The sequence below is a fragment of the Nocardia sp. NPDC047038 genome, from assembly GCF_040644075.1.
GTDB lineage: Bacteria > Actinomycetota > Actinomycetes > Mycobacteriales > Mycobacteriaceae > Nocardia > Nocardia sichangensis.
The window spans coordinates 95,446-119,914 of the sequence record NZ_JBEYVQ010000010.1 but is presented as its reverse complement, the minus strand read 5'-3'; the positions used below and the strand labels follow the sequence as shown (position 1 = coordinate 119,914).

Genomic DNA, 24,469 nt, shown 5'->3' with positions numbered 1-24,469 from the left:
TGTTCGTGTAGGCACGCTGGATGAGCGCTCGCGCCGCGGAGTTCAGCCATACAGCCAGGCGCCGCGTGACCAGTTAGCCCGACCGACGCACAACCGAGGAGATAACCGGGCACGCGGGGCGAGACCACTTGATCTCGCGCCCACCGGGTGCGAGTCGAACGGACAGCGCCCCCGCGTCGGCCGCGTCACTCCCGCCGGGAGGGACGCGCCCGGGGGCCCGAGGAGACTTCGTGGCCGATCAAGAGCCGCTGGAAACAACATCACAGGATGCCGAACAATTGCCGGAGCGAATCCGAGTTCACGCACTCGCCAAGCTGCTGGGGGTGACGAGCAAGCGCATCCTGGCCAAGCTCACCGAGATGGGGGCGGACGCGCGCAGCGCCCAGTCGAACGTCGACCGAGCCGTCGCGGAGTCCGTGCGCGACGCCTTGGTGACGGTCGAGGCGGACGCCGCGGCCGAGCAGCCCGCCGCCGGGACGGGAGACGCCTCCGTACCGGCGCAGCCGGAGGAAGGCGCGCCCCCTCGGGCGCCCGTGGCCGAGCAACCGGCGCCGGAACAGCCGACGCCCGCGGCCGAACGACCCGCGCCTGCCACGGAACCACCGGCATCCGCCGGTGACGTTCCGTTCTCCGGTGCGGGCGTCATCTTCTCCGCGCCGGACACGGTGTCCACCGCGCAGCCGCCGCTCAGCGCGCCGGCCAACCACACGCACCTGTTCACGCACTCGGTGCGGCCGGAACCGGAGCCGGTGGCTCCCGCGGTGTTCGAGTCCGCCGCCGTCGTGCAGGCGCCGCTGTTCCTGTCACCGGACGCCGCGGCCGCCGAGGAGGCGCGCAAACAGCGCCGCGCCGAGCGTGCGGGCCGCCGCGCCGACGAGCAGGCACCCGAGCCCGTCGAGGACGAGACCGAGGTCACCGAGGACGAGCGCGAGTCGTCCGATCAGCACGGCGACGCCGACCAGCCGCGGCGCCGTCGCCGTGGCCGCCGGGGGCGCGGTCGCGGCCGGGGCGAGCAGCAGTCCGATGGCGACGGCGAGGGCGAGGACACCGAGACCGACGACGAGTCGGCTCCCGCGGCCGCCGAGTCCGCCGAAGCCACCGACGCGGCGGAATCCGCCGAGACCGCCGAGGGCGAGGGTGAGGACGAGGACGGCGTGCCGGAAGGCTCGAGCCGCCGTCGCCGTCGCCGCCGTCGGCGCAAGGTGGCCGGTGAGTCGGGCGAGAACGAGCCCGCCGACGACGATCCGCCGAACACGGTCGTGCACGAGCGCGAGCCGCGCAACAAGAGCCGCGGCCGCGTCGCGGTCGACGAGGTCCAGGGCATCACCGGCTCCACCCGGCTGGAAGCCAAGCGGCAGCGCCGTCGCGACGGGCGCGAGGCGGGCCGTCGCCGCCCGCCGATCCTGACCGAGTCGGAGTTCCTGGCCCGGCGCGAAGCGGTGGACCGCGTGATGGTGGTGCGCGAGAAGTCGTTCCCGGATCACCCCACCGCGACGCAGGTGGCCGTGCTCGAGGACAACGTCCTGGTCGAGCACTTCGTGACGAGCACAGGTTCCGCGTCCATGGTGGGCAACGTCTACCTGGGCAAGGTGCAGAACGTGCTGCCCAGCATGGAGGCCGCGTTCGTCGACATCGGCCGCGGCCGCAACGGCGTGCTGTACGCCGGTGAGGTCAACTGGGAGGCCGCCGGGCTCGGCGGCAAGGAGCGCAAGATCGAGCAGGCGCTCAAGCCGGGCGACCAGGTGCTGGTCCAGGTGAGCAAGGACCCGGTCGGCCACAAGGGCGCCCGGCTGACCACGCAGATCAGCCTGGCCGGGCGCTTCCTGGTGTACGTGCCCGGCGGCACCTCCACCGGGATCAGCCGCAAGCTGCCGGACACCGAGCGCAAGCGCCTCAAGGAGATCCTGCGCGACATCGTGCCCGCCGACGCCGGTGTCATCATCCGCACCGCCTCCGAAGGCGTCAGCGAGACCGAACTGGCCCGCGACGTGGAGCGGCTGCAGGCGACCTGGCGCACCATCCAGGAGCAGACCGGCAAGGACGGCAACGCGCCCAAGACGCTCTACGAAGAGCCCGATCTGTTGGTCAAGGTCATCCGCGACCTGTTCAACGAGGACTTCTCCAAGCTGGTCATCGAGGGTGACCGGGCCTGGAGCACGGTGGAGAAGTACATCGGCACCGTCGCGCCGGACCTGCTCGCCAGGGTCTCCCGGCACGAGAACAACGGCGTCGACGTGTTCGAGACCTACCGGATCGACGAACAGCTGTCCAAGGCGCTCGATCGCAAGGTGTGGCTGCCGTCGGGCGGCACCCTGGTGATCGACCGCACCGAGGCCATGACGGTGATCGACGTGAACACCGGCAAGTTCACCGGCGCGGGCGGCAGCAACCTGGAGGAGACGGTCACCAGGAACAACCTGGAGGCGGCCGAGGAGATCGTGCGCCAGATGCGGCTGCGCGACATCGGCGGCATGATCGTCGTCGACTTCATCGACATGGTGCTGGAGTCCAACCGCGATCTGGTGCTGCGCCGCCTGACCGAGGCGCTGGGCCGGGACCGCACCCGCCACCAGGTCTCCGAGGTCACCTCGCTGGGCCTGGTCCAGATGACCCGCAAGAAGCTGGGCACCGGCCTGGTCGAGGCGTTCTCCACCACCTGCGAGCACTGCCACGGACGCGGCATCCTCGTGCACAGCTACCCGGTGGAGCCCGGCTCCGGTGAAGAGCCCGCCGCGCGCACCCGCGAGAGCGGTTCGCGCAGGCGTCGAGGCCGGGACAAGGCGGCCGCGGCGGCTCCCCAGCCTGCCAACGGGTCCGGTCCCGCGGCCGAACCCACCGAGGACGACGCGGCCGTCAAACGGGCGCATCCGGTGGCGCTGGCGATGGCCGCGCACCAGTCCGAGGAGGCGCCGGAAGCGACCGCGGACACGTTCGCCGAGCCGCAGGTCGCGGACACGGCCGAGGCCGCCGTCGCGGACGAGGCCGCCGAAGAGCGCGTCGTCACGGAGACCGTCGAGGCCGCGGTCGCGGTGCCCGCCGAGGAGCCGGAGACCGAGCCCGCCGAAGTGGTCGAGGTCGTCGAGCAAGTCGAAAAGGTCGAGTCGGCACCGGCGGAAGAGCCCGTCTCCGAGCCCGTCGGTGCGTCCGTCTCGGATGCCGCGCCGCAGCCGGTCGCCGACGCCGTCGCGGCTGCCGAGCCCGTCGCGACGACCGAGAACGGTGCCGCCGCCAACGGGGTCGCCGAGCCGGGCCCGAGCCGTCCGGCTCGTCGCCGGCGGGTTGCCCGTTCGGCCGCCGCGCCCGCCGCGGACAGCTCCGGAGCGGTGTTCGTGCTGCCCACCGGAGACCAGGCGCCCGCGCCCGCGGTCGACTACTCCCAGCCCGAGCCGGTCGAGGTGCCGCAGCGCAACCGGCCGCGCAGGCGGTCGGTCGGCCGCCCGGCAGGCGCGCCGGACGCCGCGAACTGAGTTCTCGCCGACACCACTGTGGCCCCCGCCGGTCCTTCCGGTCGGGGGCCACAGGCGTTCCCGCAGCGAACGCGTGGCAGGGCCGCGGTGCGCGGGTGAACGCCGGTTTGGTCGTCGCGGTAGCCGTCCTGTAATCTTGGACAGTCGCTGCCCGGTGACAACATGTTTTGTCTTCGTGGCCCGGTTCTCGACAGTTCGATACCGAGAGCCACCAGGTGCCGAGGCGGTGGCGATTACCAGACCAGTCGTGTGGCGGTTTCCGGTGGATTCAGACCGGAGGTGTCGCCGCGTGAACGAGTGCCGAGCACTATAGGAAGAAGGGCAGCCGACCGATGGCAACGTACGCGATCGTCAAGACCGGCGGAAAGCAGTACAAGGTCGCGGTCGGTGACCTGGTGAAGGTCGAGAAGATCGAGGGTGCGCCGGGTACCGCCGTGGCGCTGGATCCGGTTCTCGTCGTCGATGGCGCCGAGCTGACCACCGACGCCGACAAGCTGGCCAAGGTTTCCGTGGCCGCCGAGGTGGTCGAGCAGACCAAGGGCCCGAAGATCCGCATCCACAAGTTCAAGAACAAGACCGGCTACCACAAGCGCCAGGGACACCGTCAGCCGCTGACGGTCCTGAAGGTCACCGGCATCAAGTAAGACATCCCGAGGAGAACCAGCTATGGCACACAAGAAGGGTGCGTCCAGCTCCCGGAACGGACGCGATTCCAACGCCCAGCGACTCGGCGTCAAGCGCTTCGGCGGCCAGTCGGTCAAGGCAGGCGAGATCCTGGTGCGTCAGCGCGGCACCCACTTCCACCCCGGCGTGAACGTCGGCCGTGGCGGTGACGACACCCTGTTCGCCCTGGCGGCGGGCGCGGTGGAGTTCGGCACCAAGCGTGGACGCAAGACCGTCAACATCGTGACCCCGGAGCCGGTTCAGGCCTGACCGCCGAACCACTTCCGGATAACAGCGAGCGGGTCAGGGTCTCGGAACCCTGGCCCGTTTTTCGTGTTCGCGAACGAGCAGCCCTCAGTACGACCAGTCCCGAAGGAGGATGATTCGGCGTATGTCCAAGTTCATCGACCGTGTCGTACTGCATGTGCGTGCGGGTAAAGGCGGCCACGGATGCGCCTCGGTGCACCGCGAGAAGTTCAAGCCGCTCGGCGGGCCGGACGGCGGTAACGGCGGCAACGGCGGAGACGTCATCCTCGAGGTCGACTCCAACGTGCACACCCTGCTGGACTTCCACTTCCACCCGCACGCGAAGGCGGGCAACGGCAAGCCGGGCGAAGGCGGCAACCGCGACGGCAAGCAGGGCGTCGACCTGGTGCTGAAGGTGCCCGACGGCACCGTGGTGCTCGACGACGACGGCAAAGTGCTCGTCGACCTGGTCGGTACCGGCAACCGCTTCATCGTCGCCCGCGGCGGCCGCGGCGGACTCGGCAACGCCTCGCTGGCGTCGAAGGCCCGCAAAGCGCCGGGTTTCGCGCTGCTCGGCGAGGACGGCGAAGAACTCGACTTGGTGCTCGAACTGAAGTCGGTCGCCGATGTCGGGCTCGTCGGCTTCCCTTCGGCGGGCAAGTCCTCGCTGGTCTCGGTGCTCTCGGCGGCCAAGCCGAAGATCGCCGACTATCCGTTCACCACGCTGGTACCCAATCTCGGCGTCGTCGCCAGCGGTGAGACCACCTTCACGATCGCCGATGTGCCCGGACTGATCCCGGGCGCGAGCGAGGGCCGCGGACTCGGGCTGGACTTCCTGCGGCACCTGGAGCGCTGCGCGGTGCTCGCCCATGTGGTGGACTGCGCCACGCTGGAGCCGGGCCGCGACCCCGTGTCCGATGTCGACGCGCTCGAAGCCGAACTCGCCGCCTACCAGCCGGCGCTGAGCGCGGACGCCGGGCTCGGCGATCTGGCCGACCGCCCACGCGTGGTGATCTTGAACAAGATCGATGTACCCGACGCGGCCGAGCTGGCCGAGATGGTGACCGCGGAGTTCACCGAACGCGGCTGGCCGGTGTTCGAGATCTCCGCCGTGAGCCACGTGGGCCTGCGTCCGTTGACCTTCGCCCTCGCGGATCTGGTGCGCCGGTACCGCGAGGAGCATCCGCAGGCAGCGCCGAAGCGCCCGGTCATCCGCCCGATCGCGGTCGACGAGACCGGATTCAGCGTGCTCGCCGACCCGGAGGAGCCGGGCGGCTTCATCGTGCGCGGTACCCGGCCGGAGCGCTGGGTGCGGCAGACCCAATTCGACAACGACGAGGCCGTCGGCTACCTGGCCGACCGTCTGGCGCGCCTGGGCGTGGAAGACGAACTGGTGCGGCTGGGCGCGGAGCCGGGAGCGCCGGTGACCATCGGCGACGTGACGTTCGACTGGGAGCCGCAGATCTCCGCTGGCATCGACATGGTGCCCACCGGGCGCGGCACCGACATCCGGCTGGAACAGACCGACCGGGTCAGCGCGGCCGAGCGCAAGCACGCGTCCCGGGTGCGACGCGGTCTGGTGCAGGAAGACGAGGAGTAGACGTGGACCACGGTCGAGTCGCCGTGCGCCCTCGGTGGGCGCCGTGTCCGGCGGACTCGATCGTTCGCGGCTGGGTCCCGACTACCGTGGATTCGATTGTGGTGCAGGGAGTTCGGTGGGGATGCAGGTGAGGTCTATCAGCGCCGAGGCGGATTCCTCGGGCCTGAGCGAGGCGCGGTTGGCGATCGCGGCGGCGCGCCGGGTCGTGGTGAAGATCGGTTCCTCCGCGCTGACCAGCTTGAAAGGCGGCCTGGATACCGCGCGGCTGGATCGGCTGGCCGACGCGGTGGAGGCGCGGATGCGCGCCGGATCCGATGTGGTGGTCGTATCCTCGGGCGCCATCGGCGCCGGCATCGCGCCGCTGGGCTTGACCAGCCGTCCGCGTGACCTGGCGACCAAGCAGGCCGCGGCGAGCGTCGGGCAGCTGGCCCTGGCGCACGCCTGGGGCACGTCGTTCGCCCGCTACGACCGCACGGTCGGGCAGGTGCTCCTGAGCGCCGACGACTTTTCCCGGCGTGAGCACCACCGCAACGCGCAGCGCACCCTCGATCGCCTGCGCTCGCTGGGCGCGGTGGCGGTGGTGAACGAGAACGACACGGTCGCGACGGAGGAGATCCGCTTCGGCGACAACGACCGGCTCGCCGCGCTGGTCGCCCACCTCGTCGGCGCCGACGCACTTGTGCTGCTGTCGGACGTTGCGGGCCTCTACGACGGTGACCCGCGCAAGGGTGCGGCCACGCTGATTCCCGAGGTGCGCAGCAGTGCCGACCTGGACGGCGTCATCGCGGGCAGCGGCGGCGCGCTCGGCACCGGCGGCATGGCGTCCAAGTTGTCGGCGGCGCGCCTGGCCGCGGACGCGGGCGTGCCGGTTCTGCTCGCCGCCGCTTCGTCGGCGGCTACCGCGTTGTCCACCGGCACCGTCGGCACCGCGTTCGCCGCGCGGCCGGTGCGGTTGTCCGCCCGCAAGTTCTGGGTCCGGCACGCCGCGGACAGCCGCGGCACGCTGCTCATCGATGACGGCGCGGTCCAAGCGGTGGCGCACCGCCGCAGGTCGCTGCTCGCGGCCGGGATCGTCGGCGTCCGTGGCCGCTTCTACGGCGGCGACGTGGTCGATCTGGTGGCTCCGGACAATCGTGTTGTCGCCCGGGGCGTCGTCGAATACGACAGCACCGAACTGGCGGGCATGCTCGGCCGCTCCACCGCCGAACTCCCCGACACGATGCAGCGTCCCGTCATCCACGCCGACGACCTCGTGAAGGTCTGATCAGGCACCGTTCGACAGGTCACCGGTACGACCGAGCGACTGACCCGGGAGCCAGGACGGCGGGTCGCTTCAGTCCCAATAGTTGAAGAGCGCGTCGCCGACGGTCTGTGGTTTCCAATACCGGACATCGTCTCGGTCCAGTTCGGGCCAGGCTGCCGCATCGAACGGCTGGGCGAGTTCGGCCGTTGTGAGTAGTTCGAACCCTGATTGGTCGGCCAGAGCAGCGACCAGGTCAGGAGCCTCGATGAATGTGAGGGGCCCGGACTCGATCGCCGCGTCATCGAAATCGATCACCCGGGGGTCGGCGACCGCCAGCACCGCGGAATCGCGCAGCGCGACCACCGCGACGTGATGGTCGTGGTAGGCGATGACTCCTTGGTGGAAGTTCGGGGTCGCATTCCCTGCCAGACGGAACTCGATCACGGTGCCGCCGGTGCGGCGAGCAGCCTCGTAGCAGGCTTGGCGGAATGCGCGGAGCTCGGTCACGTCTGCGAAGTTATCCCGGTTCGTTCGTGATCGTGCGCGAGCGCGTTGCCATCGGTGTGTGTGGTCGTGTGTGGACGCGTATCGACTTGGCGTCCGCTGGGTGCATCGTCGGGGCTCATGCTGCTCGGGAGTGGCAGCTCGGGGTTCAGTTCTGAGTAGCCGCCGGCGGGACGCGGCTCGGGCAGACCCGGACGAGTGACCGTGGTGCCTTGCGGCGGTCGAGGTGCCCGACCGCCACAAGGAGCGCTGCCGACGGTTTCCGAGGTACCGGGGTGTGGCTCGTGTTGCGGAGACTCCGGTGACGGGCCGTCAGGACGGGACGACGCCAGGTTGGTTGGTCGTCGGAATCTGCTGCTGGCTGCCGTCCACCGGCCCGGTGACGCCTGGCTGGCCGTTCGGGTCGGGCATCGGTACGGCTGGAACGGGAGCCGGTGCCGGTGGCGGTGCCTGCGGCGGGCTCGGCGGCAGCGCAGGGGCTGGGGCCGGGGTTGCGGGTGGCGGCGCGGACGAACTCGGCGGCTGCGTCGGTTCCGGGGTCGGAGGTGGGGGGCTCGGCGGCGGAGGTGGCGCGGATGAACTCGGCGGTTGCGTCGGTTCGGTAGTCGGCGGGGGAGGGGCCGACGAACTCGGCGGTTGCGTTGGCGCCGGGGTCTGTGGCGACGGAGCGGGACTCGGCGGCGCGGTCGTGGACGGCGCCTGCTGTGTCGGCTCGGGTGTCGGCGTGGGCTGTGGCGTCTGCGTGGACGGCGCTTGCTGTGTCGGCTCGGGTGTCGGCGTGGGCTGTGGCGTCTGCGTGGACGGCGCTTGCTGCGGCGGCGGAGCCTGCTCGGTGGGCGGCGCCGAAGGCGTCTGCTGCGGATCCGGCTTCGGCCCGGGCGGTGTCGAATTATGCGACGGCGCGGGCGATTCCGGTGCGGCGGGCGCGGGTTGCGTTGTCCCCGGCGACCATTGGTCGTTCGGCGATGTCTGCTCGGGCGACGAGTATCGCGGCGTGCCGGGGGAGACCGACTGGGGCGCGGACGGCGCCGTGGCGGCGGGTGGTGCCGGCAGCGCGGGCACCGCGGCTCCCGCCGTGGAATAGGCGGGTTTGTAGACCATGTTCATCGCGAGCACGGCCTCTTGACGCAGCGCCTCCTGCGCCATTTGCGCGTCGATGACGTGCGCCGCCTCCAGCAACTGCGCGATCGCGCCGACCGGTCCGGAAGCGCCGGGCGGCACCACCGCGAGTTTCACCGCCTCGGCGGCCGCGGCGACCCCGCCGAGGCGGGCGCCCACTTGACCGAGCACCGCCGCCAGCTCGTCGGCGGACGCCGCGAAGCTGCGTGCGCAAGCCTGAGCGGCGTCGGCGGCGGCGCCTTTCCAGTCCGCCGCGTCCATCACGCGATCGACGCCGCCGTGGGTGAGTGGGAACGACGTGGTGAGCGTGCCGGCCGCGTCGAGCCAGATGGTCGACGCGTGCAGCACCTGCGCGGGATCGATCTGCTGTGCCTTCGCGTAGATCTCGTCGTGCCGCATCGACTCGAAATGCTCCATCGAGTTGATGTAGGTGGGATCGGAACCGGTCATCGGGGCAACCTCGTCCGGACCGCGCGCAGGGCGGCGGCGCTCGCGGCGTCGGCCTCTTCGAACAGTCCTCCGCTGATCAAGAACGCTTCCTTCATGCGGTAGGCCGCTTCGATGTAGTGGTCGAGCAGCGCCGCCGCGTCACGCGCTTTGTGGCTGAATCCCGCCTGCAACTGCTGGGCGGAGACGAATCCACCGAAACCGCCTAGATCCGCGGCGGATTCGAGACTCTGCTGTAGGTGGATCAGCCGATCGGCCTGCCGTTCGTACATTTCGGCGCACTGCCGAGCCGCCGCCGGATCGAACTGGACGGTCCCGGCCTGCGCGGCCTCCTTGAATCGGGCGATATCGGCTCGGCTGGTATCGATCGTCATCGCTCACCCCTGAGATCGGTCGGTCTGCCCCAGACTAACCGGAAGCCCAGCGCCGGGTCAGCAATAGTCGGCGGCAGCGGTCACCAAAGTGGGCTATATCGGTATGCGCTTTTGCAATTGGGTGGCGATCTGATCGGCGGAGGCGGGTGCGATGCGCACCTCGTCGCCCGCTTTGATCAGGTATCTTCCGTCGTCGCGCACATCGATCCAGGTGTAATGGATCGGCGGGGGCTGGGTCGGTCGATCGAGCCGCGATTCGATTCTGATGTGGCCCTCGGCGGTGTGCGGCTCCAGCAGCAACTTGCGAATCCGCGGCGCTGCTTGCTGCCGCGCGGTCACGGTCTCTCGGTCGCGCACGGCGGCCCCGGACGCGACGCGAGCGGGTTCGCGGCCCGCGGGGGTCTTCGGCAGCAGGGCCGCGATCCGCCGGCCCAGTTTGGCGCTGTGCCCGATCGAAATGCGCACGCGACCACCGAAATCCGGAATCGCGCCGGGTTCCTGCACCGCGAGCACGGCGCGATCATAGATGGCGGCGGCCAGCAACCGCAGTTCGCCGCCCGGCTGGTGGGTACCACCGATGGCAACGATCCTGGTATGCGGCCTGGCCAGAATGCGCAGACAGGCCGAAAGGTCGGGGTCGGAGCCCAGCGGCAGCCGTTCGGCGAGGGCGATGCGCAACTTCTCGGCGTCGTCCTCGGTTCTGGGCGTCTCCAGGATGCGCAGCGGGTAGGGGTGGCGATCCAGGTCGGTCTCGCGCCAGATATGGGCGAACTCGTCCGGAGTGAAGGTCCATTCCACGGCCGAATCACATCCTCACCGAACCAGCCAATGCTGTTCGTAGCCTAGCGGTCTCGACGCCGGACGGGGGAACTCCCGCGGGGAGACGCCACGGCCTCGCCGGATGGGTTCGGTATCCGCCCTGGAGAAACAGTATTTGCGCGGCGGTGTCGTGCTCGACCGTCCCCTTCGATTCTGCTGAAATAGTGGAAGAGCACGGCAGCGACCGGGTAGGGCTGAGATCTGCCGAGGAGGTATTGCGGTGCACACCATGATGCGGCGAGTGGGCGCGGGAACCGTTCTGTTGTTCCTCGCGGGTGGCCTCGCCTGGCTCGGAGCCGGGTCCGCCGCAGCGGAGCCCGCGGGCTGCTATGTCGACCGTGGCGTCACGGACGCGGCCGCCTTGTGCCACAGCGGTGAGGGAGCGTCGGTGCTGGAAGCCGAATGCCTCGGTTTCTTCCTGCCGTCGGAGCGGTCCGGGCCGGTGTTCGGCTACTACAGCGGCTTCGAGTCGCGGCAGACGCCGGTCGGCAAGCCGATGCGGGCCACCTGTGTGGCCGACGGCGCCGTGGGGATCGCCACGCTGGCGTTCGTCGTCCCGGCCACGTCGTAGCGCCGCCGATCGGCAACGCGTTCGGCGAGCGGTTTTTCATCAGCTCGGCCTGGCCTCGAGCACGTTGTCCGGGGAAGCCGTCGGTACGCGCTGGGTCAGCGTGAATCCGTTCCTGGCGAGGAAGTCGCGGTACTCGGCCTCGGTGCGTTCCCGTCCGCCCGCGTTGACCAGCATCTCCAAGTCGATGTACTTGCTCGGGTGCGGTGCGGTGTGTTCGGGGACGACCAGTTCGACGATCAGCAACCGGGCGTCGGGTTCCATGGCCGCGCGCACCGTGCGGAGGATGCGACCGGCGTCCGGTTCGGCCCAGTCGTGCAGGATGTGCTTGAGAATGTAGGCGTCGCCGCCCCTGGGGACGCTGTCGAAGAAGGATCCGCTCTCCACCGCGCAGCGATCGGCGAGACCGAGCGCGGCGAGCCGAGCGGGGGCCGCGGCCACCACTTCGGGCACGTCGAACAGAATGCCACGCGATCGTGGTGCGCGGCGCAGGATCTCGGTGAGCATCGTCCCTTCGCCGCCGCCGACGTCGACCAGGGTCGCGTAGCGGCCGAAATCGTAGGCGGCGAACAGCGGCTCCATCGACAGGGTGCCGATGCTGGTCATCGCGCGGTCGAACAGTACGCCGAGTTCCCGGTCGTGCTGGACGTATTCGAAGAACGGCATCCCGTCGAGCTTCACGCCGACCGGTTCGCCGGTGCGCACGGCGTCGACCAAGTGCGACCAGTGGTTGCGGTGCCCGGGCGAACCGAAGAACAGCACCGCGTCGCGCAACGACACGTCCGAGTCGCGGCACAGGGCTCGCGCCATCGGCGTCAGCGCGTACCGTCCGTCGCGTCGCTGGGTGAAGATGCCGTGGCTGATCAGCAGGCGCAGCAACCGCCGCAGCGCGTCCTCGTCGGCGCCGACCGCCGCCGCGAGGTCCGCGCCCGACCGCGGCCCCGCCGCGAGTGCGTCGGCCACGCCGAGCGCCGCGGCGGCGTGGATGGCCTGCGTGATCCATCCGGCGGCGATCAGCTCCATCAGCGCGAGGTGCCCGGGCACCAGCTTGCGGAACGCGAAGGCCAGGGCGGCGCGCACCGATTCGACGGCCCGTACCAGCGGCAGCGGCGGAATTCTCGGTCGGTCGGACGCCACGGCGACTCCATCCGTCGAAGGTCGGCACTCTGCGCTTGTCTAGGAGGGTACGTCGCGCCCGGATTCGCTGCGCTGTTTCTCTCGCTCGGCGGCGGTGGCGAGATAGTCGCCGAGTTCGCGGCGCAGCGTGACGTCCAGCGAGCGGGCGAGCGTGGCGTGCACCGAGGCGACCGCCAGCTCGCGCATCTTGTTGAGCATCGTTGTGGTCTCGGCGATTTCGCCGCTGGTGTCGGGCATCCAGCCGGGACCGTGCTCGTCGATGATGTGCTGTTTGGCGGCGGTGATCATGATGTGCGTGATGTCATCGATCCGGTCGGCCACCTTGGCGTAGATCTCGATGAGCGTGCGCAGTTCCAGACCGTACTCGTGCAGTTCGGCGAACGAGGTGAGCAACTGGGTCTCGGTGAACACCACCGTGTCGCCCTCCAGCCGGACCAGCCGCATCTCGCGCAGCCGGTCGACCAGCTCATCGGCGTCGGCGCCGAGGATGGTGCCGATCAGCTCGCGGGGCACCTCGAAGGTCTCGTCCTTGGCCCAGGACGCCGTCACGGCGTGTTGCAGGCCGAGTACCTCGGTCAGGTCCTTGCCGGTCTCCCAGCTGGTGATGAAGTCGGCGATGTGCGCGGTGGTGAAGCCGCGCTGGAGCAGCGCGTCGATCAAGCGCAGCCGCTCGAGGTGCGCGTCGTCGTAGATGCTGGCCCGGCCGTCCTTGCCGACCGGCGGCGGCAGCAGCCCGCGTTCCTGGTAGGCGCGCACGTTGCGGGTGGTGGTGCCCGCGGCGCGCGCGAGGTCATCGATCCGGTACTCCGGCGTCGACCTCACCTCCCTCGCTGCCCACGGCGCCGAAGGACCGGCGGCGCGCTGTAGAACTCCCTGCGGACCGAGTCTATCGTCCGCGCCGCCGGTACCTCCGGCACTCAGGAAACCCGTGCCACTCGTTGTCGCCGCTGGTCGGCGGTCGATTCGACCACGAAGTAGTCGTCCAGATCGACCTTGCGCAATTGATGGACGTACTGGGTGGCGAAGCCCGGATACATGGTCGCGTTGAAGCCGTCCTCGGTGAGATACCAGCTGTGGCATCCCGAGTTCCAGGTGGTGGCCGACAGCCTGCGCTGGATGGCGGCGTTGTAGCGGTCCTGCCGGTCGCGCCGCACGTCCAGCATGCGCAGGTCCCGGTCCAGGATGACGCCGATCGCGCCGACAAGGTAGTCGATCTGGGCTTCCATGTAGACCAGCGCCGAGTTGTGTCCCGGGCCGGAATTGGGTCCGAACGTGAGATACAGGTTGGGATATCCGGAAACCGCGACGCTCTTGTAGGCGTAGGCCCCGCGCGACCACTCGTCCGCGAGAACCCGGCCACCGCGTCCGACCACCGGAACGGGCGTCCCGGTTTTGGAGACGTCGAATCCCGTCGCGAAGACGATGCAATCCGCTTGGTGCTCGATGCCTTCCGCGGTGCGGATGCCGTGCTCGGAGATCCGGGCGATCGGCCAGGTGATCAACTTGCAGTTGTCCCGCTGCAGGGCGGGGTAGTAGTCGTCGGTCATCAGCAGGCGTTTGCAGCCGGCCCGGAAGTCCGGAGTGAGCTGGCGGCGCAGCCATGGATCCTTGACCTGCCTGCGCAGCTGCGCCTTGCCGACCAGCTCGACCACCCTGGTCAGCGGCGTGTTCCAGACCACGCCCAGCGCTACCGACTCGTGGCCGTAGAACCAGGCGCGTCGCGCCAGTTGCTCGGCGGCGGGCAGCCGACGGTAGAGCTCCTTGGTCAAGCCGTTGGTCTGCCGATTGATCCGCGGCAGCACCCAGCCGGGCGTGCGCTGGAACACCTTCACCGAGGCGGCCTTGTCGACCAGTTCCGGGATGATCTGGACCGCGCTGGCGCCGGTGCCGACGACCGCGACCCGTTTGCCGGTGAAGTCGTAGTCGTGATCCCAACGGGCGCTGTGGATCTTGTGCCCTCGGTAGGTCTCGATGCCGCGGATGTCCGGAAGACTGGCATTGGCCAGCGGGCCGGACGCCAGCACGACGGTGCGGGCGAGGATCGGGTCCGCGTGGCCGTCGATCGAGATCTCCCACACCCCGGCCTGCTCGTCGAACACCATGCCGGAAACGTTGTGGCCGAACCGGATGTGCGGACCGAGCCGGAACTCCGCGGCCATCGCCTCGATGTAGCCGAGGATCTCGTTGCTCCCGGAGTAGGTGCGCGACCAGTTCGGGTTCGGCGCGAAACTGTAGGAGTACAGCCGCGACGGAATATCGCACGCCGCACCGGGATAGGTGTTGTCGCGCCAGGTTCCGCCGATCGCGGTGCCGCGCTCGAGAATCGCGAAATCACGGATTCCGCGTTGCTTCAGCCGGATGGCCGTGCCGATTCCGGCGAATCCGCCGCCGATGACGGCGACGTCGAGGGTATGCGTACTCATCGGATTCCCTGTCATGCCGCGGGCTCGTAGGTCAGTTCCTTCGACCAGGTCGGGTTGCTGCGCAGCAGCGTCTTCGGCACCAACCCGGTGATCTTCACCAGCGCGTCGGCCACGAGATGGTACGGGTGCCCGCGGTCGATCACCCAGCTGCCGTGCGTCTTGACGATCTGGTACATCGGCAGCCTGCGGGCGAATTCGCTGCGTTCGCCCACGTTCGCGTACCGCTTGAGCGCGCCGTAGAGCTTCTCCTCGTCCACGCCCATCGCGACGATGTTGTCGCGCATCTTGTTCAGCAGCGGCACGTAGCTCAGCACGCCGATGATCAGCGAGGGCTTGGCCCAGCCGCCGACCAGGTCGATGAGCAGCTTGCGCGTCTCCGCGTGACCCAGCAGGTCCATCACGGCGAAATCGACCGCCAGATGGCGGGATTCGTCGGAGTTGATCTTCTTGAACGCCTCCTGGCAGACCGGGTCCTCGATCTCGTCCATGATGAACTTGATCAGCGCGCCGTCGAGCGCGACCTCGAGCATCGGGATGACGGTGCCGAGGAACGACAGCGACATGTCGTCGGAGTACTTGTCCAGGAAATCGATCACCAGCTTGACGTTGACGTTCGGCTGCGGGATCTCGTCGCCGTCGAGCATGCCCCACCGACGCATCAGCGCCAGCTCGGCGTTGGCGTGCTTCTGCTCCTCGGCGTGGAAATAGCGGTAGATCTCGCGCAGCGTCTCGTTCGGCGCCTTCTTGGCCATCGCCGCGAAGCCGCGCGCGCCGACGTTCTCGATCCACATCAGATCGGCCATGAACGGCTTGAGCTTGGCGTGCAGTTCCGGCGTGATCGTCTCGGCGCCCGGAGCGTCCCAATCGATGTCGGCCAGTGCCCACTGGCGGTCCTTGATCTTGCGGAGCATGTCGTCGAAGTCCATCGCGATGGCGGCCATGTCAGACTCCTGTCTTGTCGGTGACCGACGTGCGGTCGGTGGTGGTCGAGTCCTCTTGTGGCAGCAGCCGCTCCAGGAGCCCGAGGGCAAAGGTGTATTGCGCGGGGAAGTACCGCTTGAGCAGCCAGACGACGTGCGCGTCCAGCTGAGGGAGGACGTAGAGCTGCCCGCGGTCGTGCGCGTCGAGGGCGGTGCGCGCGACGCGCTCGGGGGAGAATCCCGTCCAGCGCATGAGAAAGTCGGCCAGCTGCGCCGATTCCTTGGTGATCCGGCCGTCGCGCGCGACGTTCGTGCGGACGAACGTCGGGCACAGGACGGTGACCGCGACTCCGGAGCCGCTCAGCTCGGCGGCCATGGTCTCCGATAACGACAGCACGCCCGCCTTGGACACGTTGTAGGCGGCCATCGAGGGCGCGGCGGCGAATCCGGCGGCCGAGGCGACGTTGATGATGCCGCCGCGCCCGGCCGTGCGCAGACGCGGAGCGAACACTTCACAGCCGTGCACGACGCCCCAGAGGTTGATGCCCAGGGCCCACTGCCAGTCATCGAAACCGATGTTCCCCACGGCTTTTCCGCCGATGCCGACGCCGGCGTTGTTGATCACCAGGCTGACCGGGCGGTCGAAAATCGTTTCGGCGAAGCGGGCCAGCAACTCCACGTCTTCCCGTTGCGCCACGTCGCAGCGGAAGGCGTGCGCGGCGCCCGGGTGATCGCGTTCGATCAGGGCGACCGTCTCGTCGGCGCGCGCCTCATCGATGTCGGCGCAGATCACCCGTCCGCCGCGGGCCGCGATCTCCAGCGCGAACGCCCGGCCGATGCCGCTGCCCGCGCCGGTGACCACGGCTCGCGCGCCGTGCGTGCGCCGGGTGCGGCCCAGGGCCACCAACTTGTCCAATCCGAACATCTCAGCTCACCTTTTCCGTGCCGGAGGTAGCGACCAGCGCCGCGCGCAGGAAGTCGGCGGCGCGGGCGAGAGCCTGGTCGGCTTCGGGCACCACCATGGGAAGGGCCTGGAAGACATGCAGTTGTCCCGGCCAGATCTCGAGTTCGCAGCTGCCGCCCGCGCGCCGGACCATTTCGCACAGCGCCTGTGCGTCGGCGCCGAGCATCTCCGTGCCGCCGACCTGCACCAGGATCGGCGGCAGCGCGAGACCGTGCGGGATGGCCAGCCGCAGGCGCGCCGCGTCGGCGGCGTGGCCGCTGGTGTAAGCCGCCGGCAACTTGCTCGCGGCGGCGGCCGAGATCAGCGGATCGGTCCGTACGCGTTCCCGCTCGGCCGCCAGGCTCAGGGTGAGGTCGAGCAGCGGGGAGAACATCGCCACGGCCGCGGGCTGCGGCCGTCGGTGCCGTCCGTTCTCGACCAGCAGGTCCAGTGCGAGATGCCCACCCGCGGAGTCGCATGCGATCACCAGGTCTTCCGGGGCGATGCCACGGCCGAGCAGCCAGCAGTAGCCCGCTTCGACGTCGTCGGCCGCGGCCGGGAACCGGTGTTCGGGCGCCAGACGATAGTCGGAGAGGAAGACCGGGAGTCCCGTCTCGGCCGACAGCCGGGCCGCGAGCCCGCGATGGGTGCGAGCCGAGCAGATCACGTAGCCGCTGCCGTGGATGTAGTAGACGGCCCGCGTTCCGAACGGCACCCCCGCCGCCCGAACCCATTCACCGCGCACCGCGCCCGACCGGACCTGAGTGACGGAAGTGCCTGCCGGAACCGGACCGCCGACGGCCATCAGGGTGGCGATGAGCTTACGCGCGAACCAGACACCCGGCGGATTCATCGGCACCGCGCAGTTCAGCGGACGCAGGGTGAGCCTGGTAGCTGCCGCGGCCACAGTGGCGCGTGCCGAGGGCGCGGTGGGAACACCGGGGACCGAGGTCCTCGTCGACCTTGTCATGCGCTAAGAATCAGTGATGAATGTGCCAGTTGTCAATGGCACATTCCTAGAAGGCTTATATGTGCCGGTTACCGTGACGTATGGCGACGTTGGATGACGACGACATAGCGGCGGCGACGGTCGGCGACTTGCGGCCCTGCGCGGCCGGGGTGGTGCTCGAGGAATACACCCGGCGTGGCCGGACTGGTACGCGGAAGAAGAAGCCGCGATACGTGCGGCGCTCGGCGATGTGGCGCTGCGGATAGAGCACACGGGGTCCACGTCGGTCCCCGGTCTCGCGGCGAAGGCGGTGATCGACATACTGCTGCTGATTCCGGATGCCGCCGGCGAAGTCGCCTATCTATCGGCTCTCCAGGCTGCCGGGTATGGGCTGCGTATCCGGCAACCGGACTGGTACCAGCATCGCTGTTTCGTTCGTCGGGTGGACAGCGGTGCGCGGTGGAACGTGAATCTGCATGTGCTCTCGCCGGATTCGGGAGGGCCGGAGATCGAGCGGATCCTGGCCTTCCGCGACTGGTTGCGCACGCACGAGGACGATCGTGCGTATTACGAACGGACCAAACGAGAGCTTGCGCAGCGCGAATGGAAGTTCGTGCAGCACTACGCCAACGCCAAGAGCGGAGTCGTCGAGGAAATCCTCGGTCGAGCGTTGTTCGGCTGACGCACTCGAATGTTGTTGCGCGCGAAGTGCCTCGTCAGTACCCGAGCGCGGGGTCGATCGGTGCGAGCAGCGGGCGGCGTTCGACGAAGCGCTCGACGTTCGCCTGGACGTGGTCGGCGAAGGCCGCCAAGCGGAGTTGGGGCGGATTCGAATCATGCGGGGTGATAATGGCATTCGGCAGCGACCAGAGCGGATGGCCCGCCGGGAGCGGCTCGGGGTCGGTGACGTCGAGTCCGGCGCCGCCGATCGCGCCGGAGCGCAGCGCGTCGACCAGTGCGTCGGTGTCGACGAGGCTGCCGCGCGCGACGTTGACGATCCAGGAGGACGGCTTGAGCCGCGCGAGTACGTCCGCGCCGATGAGATGCCTGGTGGCGGGCGTGGCGGGCGCGGCGACCACCACGTGATCGGTGTGCGGCCAGACCCGGCCGAGATGCTCGGCGGAGATCGTCTCGACCGACGGCGGGATGCCCGCGCCGGTGACCGGCCGTCCGCTGCGGTTCACCGCGATGATGTGCGCGCCGAGCGGCACCAGCATCGGGATCAGCGCGCGGCCGATGCCGCCCGCGCCGACGATCGTGACGGTCTTGCCGCGCAGCGTGCCGACGTGCGGAAAGAAGTCCTGCTGCCGCCAGTCCGCCGCGCGCAAGTGCTCGGGCAGATAGCGGACGCCCGCGAGCAGCAGCATGAGCGCGTGCTCGGCCACACTCGCCGCGAAAGCGCCTGCGGCTGAGGTGAATCGCACACCGGGATGCCTGGCGATGACGCCCGCGGTGAACCATTCCTCGATACCGGCGGCCGGGAGCTGCACCCATTCCACGCCTGCGGGCAGTCGCTCCGGGAACTCGCCCGGGCCGCCGACCCAGATCAGCCCTTGCGCCTCGTCGAGATCGGAGACGGCGGCGCCCGCCTCCACCACGGCCTTCTCCACCAGCGTGGGGGCAGGATCGGCGGGGGCGATCGCGATCGTTACTGCCGGCCGGTTCATGGTTGGACCTCCTTCGGAGCAGTAGGACGTGGTCGCGAGCGGGTGGACGTTGCGACCGTAGCACCGCCGGGCGCGGCGCTAGGCCCCGCTCTGCTCGTCGTCGAGCTCCACGTCCACCTTGTCCCGCTCGGCCCACTCCAGGAGAGGATCCAGGTGGAACACCGCGTCATCCATGCCCGCGTGCAGATCGCCGAGTTCGGCGAAGCGAGCGGGGACGGAGGACATGGTGAAGTCGCGCGGATCGATGTCGGGAATCTCGTCCCAGCGTACCGGGGTGGAGACCGTCGCGGCGGGGACGCCGCGCACCGAGTAGGCGGCGGCGATGGTGTGATCGCGCGCGTTCTGGTTGTAGTCGACGAACAGCAGCTTCGGGTCGCGGTCGCGCCGCCACCACGTGGTGGTCACGTCATCGGGTGCGCGGCGCTCGACCTCGCGGGCGAACGCCAGCGCCGCCCGGCGCACCTCCTGGAAACCCCAGTGCGGCGCGATCCGGACGTACACGTGCAGGCCTTTGCCGCCGGAGGTCTTCGGCCATCCGACGGCGCCGATCTCGTCGAGGATCTCTTGCACCACCGTCGCGACCCGCTGCACCCGCGACCACGGGCAGTCCGGCATCGGGTCGAGGTCGATGCGCCACTCGTCCGGACGCTCGGTATCGGCGGCGCGGGAATTCCACGGATGGAACTCGACGGTCGACATCTGCACCGCCCAGATGACGTCGGCGAGCTTCTCGACGCACAACTCGTCGGCGTGCCGTCCATAGCGCGGGAAGTACACCCGCACAGTCGGAATCCAGTCCGGCGCGCCCGCGGGAAGCCGCTTCTGATGCACCTTGTCGCCCGCGAGTCCTTTGGGGAACCGGTGCAGCATGCAGGGCCTGCCGCGCAACGCGTTGACGATGCCGTCCCCGACGCTCAGGTAGTACCGCACCAAGTCGAGCTTGGTCGCGCCGGACTCCGGGAAGTAGACGCGGTCGGGGTTGGAGACTTTGAGCGTGTGATCGCCGACCTCTAGCTCGATCGCCGACCCGGTGGATTTGCTGGCCACGGGTCGACTGTAGTGGCCGAGCCGAAGGAAATCCGCGCACGATCGCGCGCCGCCGCGACGGATGTCCCGTACCGGTCCGCGGCGCTGCACCGCTCTGGTATGCATACGAGTATGAGCAAGGCGACGCGCGTGACCGTCACGCTGGATCCACAGGTGGCCGAGTGGGCCAGAGCGGCCGCCGATCGCCAGAACCGCAGCCTGTCGGCGGTGATCAACGCCGCGCTGCGCACCACGCTCGTGCACGACAGCCTGACCGCGCTGACCATCGACGAGGAAGCCGAACTGGCCGCCGCCTACGACGACGTGGCGATCACCCAGGCCGCCGCCGACGACGACGCCGACGGCGCCGCATGAGACGCGGTGAGGTCTGGCGCTACGCCCCTACCCTCAGCGACGGCACCCCCTTCCCGCGGCGCATGACAGTGGTGCTGGTGTCGGATTCGGCGGTGATCACTTCGCGCTATCGCTGGTTGCAAGTCGTTCCACTGCGCGACGCCGACCCGGGCCACGTGCTGGCCACCCACACCGAGCACGGCTGGGCCGACACCCTGAAACTGCACCGCGCCTACCGGCCCTGGCTCACCGAACACCTCGGCGTGCTCTCCTTGGAGGAAACGGAATCCCTGGACGCGCGCTTGCGGGCGACGTTGAGTCTGTGACTTCGTCGCGACGTTTTCGTGGGCACGGAGACGTCGGTGCGGGCAGGATGCCGGGATGAGGTCTTCGGGTGACGACGAGTCGCTGATCTCGAGCCTGATCAACGAGTTCTGGGTGGCGGTGGAGCGAGGGATCCCTCGTGAGATGGCCGCGTTGATGTGCGCCGAGGAAGCCGAGCAGTTCTTGGACAATGTGCCCGATCCCGACTATGCCGACCCTACTGGTGAGCCGATCGGTGAGCTTACTTTCGAGGTTTCGGGCATCCGCCTCTTCGGAGATGTCGCCTTGGCGCGAATCATTCATTCACCGGACAACGTCGCTACTCTCTTTTTCCGGTACCAAACCGGGAGATGGACGGTATGCGCGGACGCTGATGAGGATCTGTCGCTGGAGCAGCTCGAGGACGACGTGTGGCCCACGATGCCTGCGGATGTGAGCGGTCTGATGCGTACTGTGCATGAGTTGCGGCGCAAGCCGATCGGGCGTCTGACCGACGAGGATGTTCGTTGTCTTCTGCAGCGGAACGAAGGCGTCGATGTCCTACTGCCGCGTGTGTTACACCAGTTGCAATGGAATCCGCTGGCCGGAGGCGACCTTTTTCCTGGTGACCTGCTGGTCGCGACGCTCCGAGTCGGCCAAGAACATTGGAGGCGGGACCCGGTCGCGGTCACTCGCATACGAATCGTCATCGACATGGTCCGTGAGCTGGGTGATTTGACCGAACGCGGTGCGCCGCACGAAGAGATCTGGAACCGCATCACAGATTTTCTGATCGATCTACCCGGCAACAACTAGCAGCTACGGCCCGTTGGACGTTCAGCGAGGCGAAGCTTACGAACCGCGTTGCAGGTGTGCTCGATGGATGCCGGTGGAGCGTGCTCGACAGCGTGCGGCTTCTTCGTGGGTCAGGAGACCCGCACGCGTTCGCTGGACGCCGTCGTTATGTCGGTGTGGCCAAGGCGAAGGGGAGGACGGCGGCGGCGCCGGCTGCTCGGAGGGCGTGGGCGGCTACGGTGAAGGTCCAGCCGGTGTCGGTGATGGCGTCCACCAGCAAGATCGGGCCCGGTACTCGGGTCAGGTCGGGGATCTCCCAGGAATCGAAGAGTCCGGCGACGCGATGCGCGGAGTTCGCCGCCGAGACGGGCGGTCGGTCCGGGCGGGTGCGCAGCGTGCCGAGGTCGTGCAGGCGGCCGACTTCGGCGAGGCGGGCGGCGAGGGTGGCGGTGAGCACGGGGTGGCGTGGCGATTCCAGGGCGAGCACCGAGGTCGGGCGGGCGGCCCAATCCCACTCGCGCAGAACGGCGACGCAGGCGTCGAAGACCGCGTCGGGAACCGGGTGGTCGGGGCCGTCGAGCAGCGCGCGCAGTCGCTGCCCCCAGCCGAGGTCGGTCAGCCTGCCGAGAACACGACCGGTCTCGGCTCCGCCGGAGATCTTGCCGGACAAAGGGATTCCCAGCTTGGCCATACCGGTGGGCCACTGCTTGCGCGGCGCGAGGTCGAGGCCGGGACGATCGAGCCGAGCCTTGGTCGCGGCCACCGCGTCGGCGGCGACAGTGCGGTCGGGGCGGTGGCCGGTGCAGTTGTCGCAGCGGCCGCAGCCGGGCGAATCCGTGGACAAACCCGGGTCGTCGAGCTGGCGGCGCAGGAATTCCATGCGGCAACCGGAGGTCGATTGATAGTCGATCATGGCCTGCTGCTCGGCCTCGCGGGCGATGGACAGGCGCTCGTACCGTTCGGTGTCATAGGTCCACGGCCGGCCCGTGGCGATCCAGCCGCCGCGCACGCGGCGCACCGCGCCGTCCACGTCGAGCACCTTCAACACCATCTCCAGCCGGGAGCGGTTCAACTCCACCAGCGGTTCCAACGCCGCAGTGGACAACGCCCGGTCGGAGTCCAGCGCGTCGAGCACGGCACGCACGATGTGCTCGCGGGGAAAGGCGACGGAGGCGAAGTAGCTCCAGATCCGCGCGTCCTCGGGGCCGGGAAGCAGGATCACCTCGGCCCGGTCGGTGCCGCGCCCCGCGCGTCCCACTTGCTGGTAGTAGGCGATGGGCGAGGACGGCGCACCGATGTGCACCACGAATCCCAGATCGGGTTTGTCGAAGCCCATGCCGAGCGCGGAGGTGGCGATGAGCGCCTTCACCTCGTTGTTCAACAGCGCCGCCTCGAGCGCCTCGCGTTCGGCCGGGTCGGTCTGGCCCGTATAGGCGGCGACGGTGTGGCCGTGTGAGTTCAGCACGTCGGCCAGATCGTGGGCGGCGGCGACGGTGAGCGTGTAGACGATGCCGGAGCCGGGCAGCCGGTCGAGGTGCCCGCCGAGCCAGGCGGTGCGCTCCACGGCATCGTCGAAGCGGACCACCGACAGGTGCAGCGACTCGCGATCCAGCGTGCCGCGCAGCACCAGGGTGTCGGTGCCGATCTGGGTGGCGACATCGGTGACCACCCGGTCGTTGGCCGTCGCGGTGGTGGCGAGCACCGGGACGTCCGAGCCCAGGTCGGCGATCAGCGTCCGGATGCGCCGGTAGTCCGGCCGGAAGTCGTGGCCCCAGTCCGACACGCAGTGCGCTTCATCGATCACCACCAGCCCGGCGTCGGCCGCGAGCCGGGGCAACACCTGATCCCGGAAATCCGGGTTGTTCAATCGCTCCGGGCTGACCAGCAGCACGTCGACCGCACCGGCGGCGACCTGTGCGTGGATCTCGTCCCACTCGGTGACATTGCCCGAGTTGATGGTCGCGGCGACCACTCCCGCGCGCTGTGCCGCCGCGACCTGGTTGCGCATCAGCGCGAGCAGCGGCGACACGATCACCGTGGGCCCGCGCCCGGCCCTGCGCAGCAGCTTGGCGGCGATGAAGTACACCGCCGACTTGCCCCAGCCGGTGCGCTGCACGACCAGCGCCCTGCGCCGCCGTACGACGAGCGCTTCGATCGCGGTCCACTGATCCTCCCGCAGCGCGGCGCCTGCCCCGGCCAGCTCGCGCAGCAGCTGTTCGGCGTGCTCGCGCAGGTCGGGGGCCGTGAGGTCGATCGGAGACGCGTCGGTGGCCGTGGTCATGCGGTCCATCGTGCCCGACGCCACCGACAGGCGGCGTCGGGGCGCCGGTGTGGCGATCGGTCAGCCGCGCGCGGCGCCTTCCGGCCACACGATCTCCACCGGCACGGCACGACGACGAGCGAGTGCGACCACCGACCCGGTGCCGCCGCGCGGCCCGGCCTCGCCGTCCCATATCGCGATCAGCCGATCACACGAGGCCAGCATCGTCTCGTTCGCCGCCTCGTAGGCGTCGGGCCCCGCGTCGTCGAAGTCCATCACCCGCACCGCCGCCGCACGCGCGACGAGTTCGTCGAACAAGCCGGCGTGATCGGGCCGCACTTGCGTGTCCCGGTAATCGCGCGACGGCAACACCACTTCGAGCTGCCCGCCTGCGTCCAGGACGGCCTTGGCGAACATCGAGTCGGCGCCACGGGCGAGGCAGCTCACGCCGACCAGGTCCGCGGCGGGGTACGCGGCGAGTAACGCGCCGATTTCGGCACATACCAGCGGCTCGGTGGCTTGCGTGACGTTCGTGTGCCCTGTGATCCCGATGCGCACCACACAGGCTCCTATGCTGTCGTTACCTGCGGTCGTGTGCATTCCACAGTTCGGACACCGAGTTTCACATACTCGCCGTGGCGG

General features: G+C 69.3%; 25 protein-coding genes. 11 read left to right on the top strand and 14 right to left on the bottom strand.

Annotated elements, in window-relative coordinates; all coding sequences use genetic code 11:
• The first annotated feature begins 230 nt into the window (after window positions 1–230).
• From ABZ824_RS28030 to proB, 5 genes are all read left to right on the top strand, one after another.
• A complete protein-coding gene (locus ABZ824_RS28030) occupies window positions 231–3,467 on the top strand; it encodes a translation initiation factor IF-2 N-terminal domain-containing protein (protein ID WP_356966490.1) in 3,237 nt (1,078 codons plus the stop codon).
• A 332-nt stretch (window positions 3,468–3,799) separates the two neighbouring features.
• Complete coding sequence (gene rplU / locus ABZ824_RS28025; protein ID WP_039796660.1) at window positions 3,800–4,111, top strand: 50S ribosomal protein L21; 312 nt, start codon at window positions 3,800–3,802, stop codon at window positions 4,109–4,111.
• A 22-nt stretch (window positions 4,112–4,133) separates the two neighbouring features.
• Window positions 4,134–4,400 (top strand): 50S ribosomal protein L27, encoded by a 267-nt coding sequence (gene rpmA, locus ABZ824_RS28020; RefSeq protein WP_355072289.1) that lies wholly within the window; start codon window positions 4,134–4,136, stop codon window positions 4,398–4,400.
• Between the two features lie 121 nt (window positions 4,401–4,521).
• Complete coding sequence (gene obgE / locus ABZ824_RS28015) at window positions 4,522–5,976, top strand: GTPase ObgE (protein ID WP_355072291.1); 1,455 nt, start codon at window positions 4,522–4,524, stop codon at window positions 5,974–5,976.
• A gap of 163 nt (window positions 5,977–6,139) precedes the next feature.
• Window positions 6,140–7,240: a glutamate 5-kinase gene (gene proB, locus ABZ824_RS28010; protein ID WP_355072952.1), complete on the top strand. Its 1,101-nt coding sequence runs from the start codon at window positions 6,140–6,142 to the stop codon at window positions 7,238–7,240.
• Between the two features lie 69 nt (window positions 7,241–7,309).
• Here proB and ABZ824_RS28005 read toward each other — a convergent pair whose 3' ends face one another.
• From ABZ824_RS28005 to ABZ824_RS27990, 4 genes are all read right to left on the bottom strand, one after another.
• Window positions 7,310–7,726, bottom strand: a complete 417-nt coding sequence (locus tag ABZ824_RS28005; RefSeq protein ID WP_356966487.1) for a hypothetical protein — start codon at window positions 7,724–7,726, stop codon at window positions 7,310–7,312.
• Between the two features lie 309 nt (window positions 7,727–8,035).
• On the bottom strand, window positions 8,036–9,292 hold the full coding sequence (locus ABZ824_RS28000) for a hypothetical protein (protein ID WP_356966485.1): 1,257 nt from the start codon (window positions 9,290–9,292) through the stop codon (window positions 8,036–8,038).
• Complete coding sequence (locus ABZ824_RS27995) at window positions 9,289–9,663, bottom strand: hypothetical protein (RefSeq protein WP_355072299.1); 375 nt, start codon at window positions 9,661–9,663, stop codon at window positions 9,289–9,291. The genes ABZ824_RS28000 and ABZ824_RS27995 overlap by 4 nt, the downstream gene beginning before the upstream one ends.
• Before the next feature lie 93 nt (window positions 9,664–9,756).
• Window positions 9,757–10,461, bottom strand: coding sequence for an ESX secretion-associated protein EspG (locus ABZ824_RS27990; RefSeq protein WP_355072300.1), 705 nt, complete (start codon window positions 10,459–10,461; stop codon window positions 9,757–9,759).
• Window positions 10,462–10,702: 241 nt separating this feature from the next.
• Between ABZ824_RS27990 and ABZ824_RS27985 the strand changes: the two genes are divergently transcribed.
• Window positions 10,703–11,053, top strand: coding sequence for a hypothetical protein (locus ABZ824_RS27985; RefSeq protein ID WP_356966483.1), 351 nt, complete (start codon window positions 10,703–10,705; stop codon window positions 11,051–11,053).
• A gap of 39 nt (window positions 11,054–11,092) precedes the next feature.
• On the opposite strand, the gene ABZ824_RS27980 is transcribed toward ABZ824_RS27985, so the two are convergent.
• From ABZ824_RS27980 to ABZ824_RS27955, 6 genes are all read right to left on the bottom strand, one after another.
• A complete protein-coding gene (locus tag ABZ824_RS27980) occupies window positions 11,093–12,187 on the bottom strand; it encodes a methyltransferase (RefSeq protein ID WP_356966481.1) in 1,095 nt (364 codons plus the stop codon).
• Window positions 12,188–12,226: 39 nt separating this feature from the next.
• On the bottom strand, window positions 12,227–13,009 hold the full coding sequence (locus ABZ824_RS27975) for a MerR family transcriptional regulator (RefSeq protein WP_355072306.1): 783 nt from the start codon (window positions 13,007–13,009) through the stop codon (window positions 12,227–12,229).
• A 95-nt stretch (window positions 13,010–13,104) separates the two neighbouring features.
• The gene (locus tag ABZ824_RS27970) at window positions 13,105–14,610 is read right to left on the bottom strand and encodes an NAD(P)/FAD-dependent oxidoreductase (RefSeq protein WP_355072308.1); all 1,506 of its coding nucleotides are present in this window, start codon (window positions 14,608–14,610) and stop codon (window positions 13,105–13,107) included.
• Window positions 14,611–14,621: 11 nt separating this feature from the next.
• Window positions 14,622–15,542, bottom strand: coding sequence for a ferritin-like domain-containing protein (locus ABZ824_RS27965; RefSeq protein ID WP_356966603.1), 921 nt, complete (start codon window positions 15,540–15,542; stop codon window positions 14,622–14,624).
• Between the two features lie 10 nt (window positions 15,543–15,552).
• A complete protein-coding gene (locus ABZ824_RS27960) occupies window positions 15,553–16,455 on the bottom strand; it encodes an SDR family NAD(P)-dependent oxidoreductase (RefSeq protein ID WP_356966479.1) in 903 nt (300 codons plus the stop codon).
• A gap of 1 nt (window position 16,456) precedes the next feature.
• Window positions 16,457–17,443: an alpha/beta hydrolase gene (locus ABZ824_RS27955; protein ID WP_356966477.1), complete on the bottom strand. Its 987-nt coding sequence runs from the start codon at window positions 17,441–17,443 to the stop codon at window positions 16,457–16,459.
• A gap of 80 nt (window positions 17,444–17,523) precedes the next feature.
• Here ABZ824_RS27955 and ABZ824_RS27950 point away from each other — a divergent pair, with 80 nt between their 5' ends.
• Together ABZ824_RS27950 and ABZ824_RS27945 are read left to right on the top strand one after the other, a co-directional pair.
• Window positions 17,524–17,688 (top strand): hypothetical protein, encoded by a 165-nt coding sequence (locus ABZ824_RS27950; RefSeq protein WP_356966475.1) that lies wholly within the window; start codon window positions 17,524–17,526, stop codon window positions 17,686–17,688.
• Window positions 17,652–18,104: a GrpB family protein gene (locus tag ABZ824_RS27945; RefSeq protein ID WP_356966601.1), complete on the top strand. Its 453-nt coding sequence runs from the start codon at window positions 17,652–17,654 to the stop codon at window positions 18,102–18,104. Before ABZ824_RS27950 ends, ABZ824_RS27945 begins: the two co-directional genes overlap by 37 nt.
• A 34-nt stretch (window positions 18,105–18,138) precedes the next feature.
• Here the strand turns inward: ABZ824_RS27945 and ABZ824_RS27940 are convergent, their stop codons facing one another.
• Both ABZ824_RS27940 and ligD read right to left on the bottom strand, forming a co-directional pair.
• Window positions 18,139–19,089: a D-isomer specific 2-hydroxyacid dehydrogenase family protein gene (locus tag ABZ824_RS27940; protein ID WP_356966473.1), complete on the bottom strand. Its 951-nt coding sequence runs from the start codon at window positions 19,087–19,089 to the stop codon at window positions 18,139–18,141.
• A gap of 78 nt (window positions 19,090–19,167) precedes the next feature.
• Window positions 19,168–20,136 carry a non-homologous end-joining DNA ligase gene (gene ligD / locus ABZ824_RS27935; protein ID WP_355072318.1) on the bottom strand — a complete coding sequence of 323 codons (969 nt, stop codon included), beginning with the start codon at window positions 20,134–20,136 and terminating at the stop codon, window positions 19,168–19,170.
• Between the two features lie 111 nt (window positions 20,137–20,247).
• Between ligD and ABZ824_RS27930 the strand changes: the two genes are divergently transcribed.
• From ABZ824_RS27930 to ABZ824_RS27920, 3 genes are read left to right on the top strand one after another with little or no spacing between them, the layout of a single operon-like run.
• Window positions 20,248–20,490 (top strand): hypothetical protein, encoded by a 243-nt coding sequence (locus ABZ824_RS27930; protein WP_356966471.1) that lies wholly within the window; start codon window positions 20,248–20,250, stop codon window positions 20,488–20,490.
• The gene (locus tag ABZ824_RS27925) at window positions 20,487–20,795 is read left to right on the top strand and encodes a hypothetical protein (RefSeq protein WP_355072321.1); all 309 of its coding nucleotides are present in this window, start codon (window positions 20,487–20,489) and stop codon (window positions 20,793–20,795) included. Before ABZ824_RS27930 ends, ABZ824_RS27925 begins: the two co-directional genes overlap by 4 nt.
• 55 nt (window positions 20,796–20,850) lie before the next feature.
• Window positions 20,851–21,588: a contact-dependent growth inhibition system immunity protein gene (locus ABZ824_RS27920; protein WP_356966469.1), complete on the top strand. Its 738-nt coding sequence runs from the start codon at window positions 20,851–20,853 to the stop codon at window positions 21,586–21,588.
• Between the two features lie 145 nt (window positions 21,589–21,733).
• Here the strand turns inward: ABZ824_RS27920 and ABZ824_RS27915 are convergent, their stop codons facing one another.
• A complete protein-coding gene (locus tag ABZ824_RS27915; RefSeq protein WP_356966467.1) occupies window positions 21,734–23,848 on the bottom strand; it encodes a RecQ family ATP-dependent DNA helicase in 2,115 nt (704 codons plus the stop codon).
• A 60-nt stretch (window positions 23,849–23,908) separates the two neighbouring features.
• Window positions 23,909–24,385 (bottom strand): hypothetical protein, encoded by a 477-nt coding sequence (locus ABZ824_RS27910; RefSeq protein WP_356966465.1) that lies wholly within the window; start codon window positions 24,383–24,385, stop codon window positions 23,909–23,911.
• Window positions 24,386–24,469: the final 84 nt, after the last annotated feature.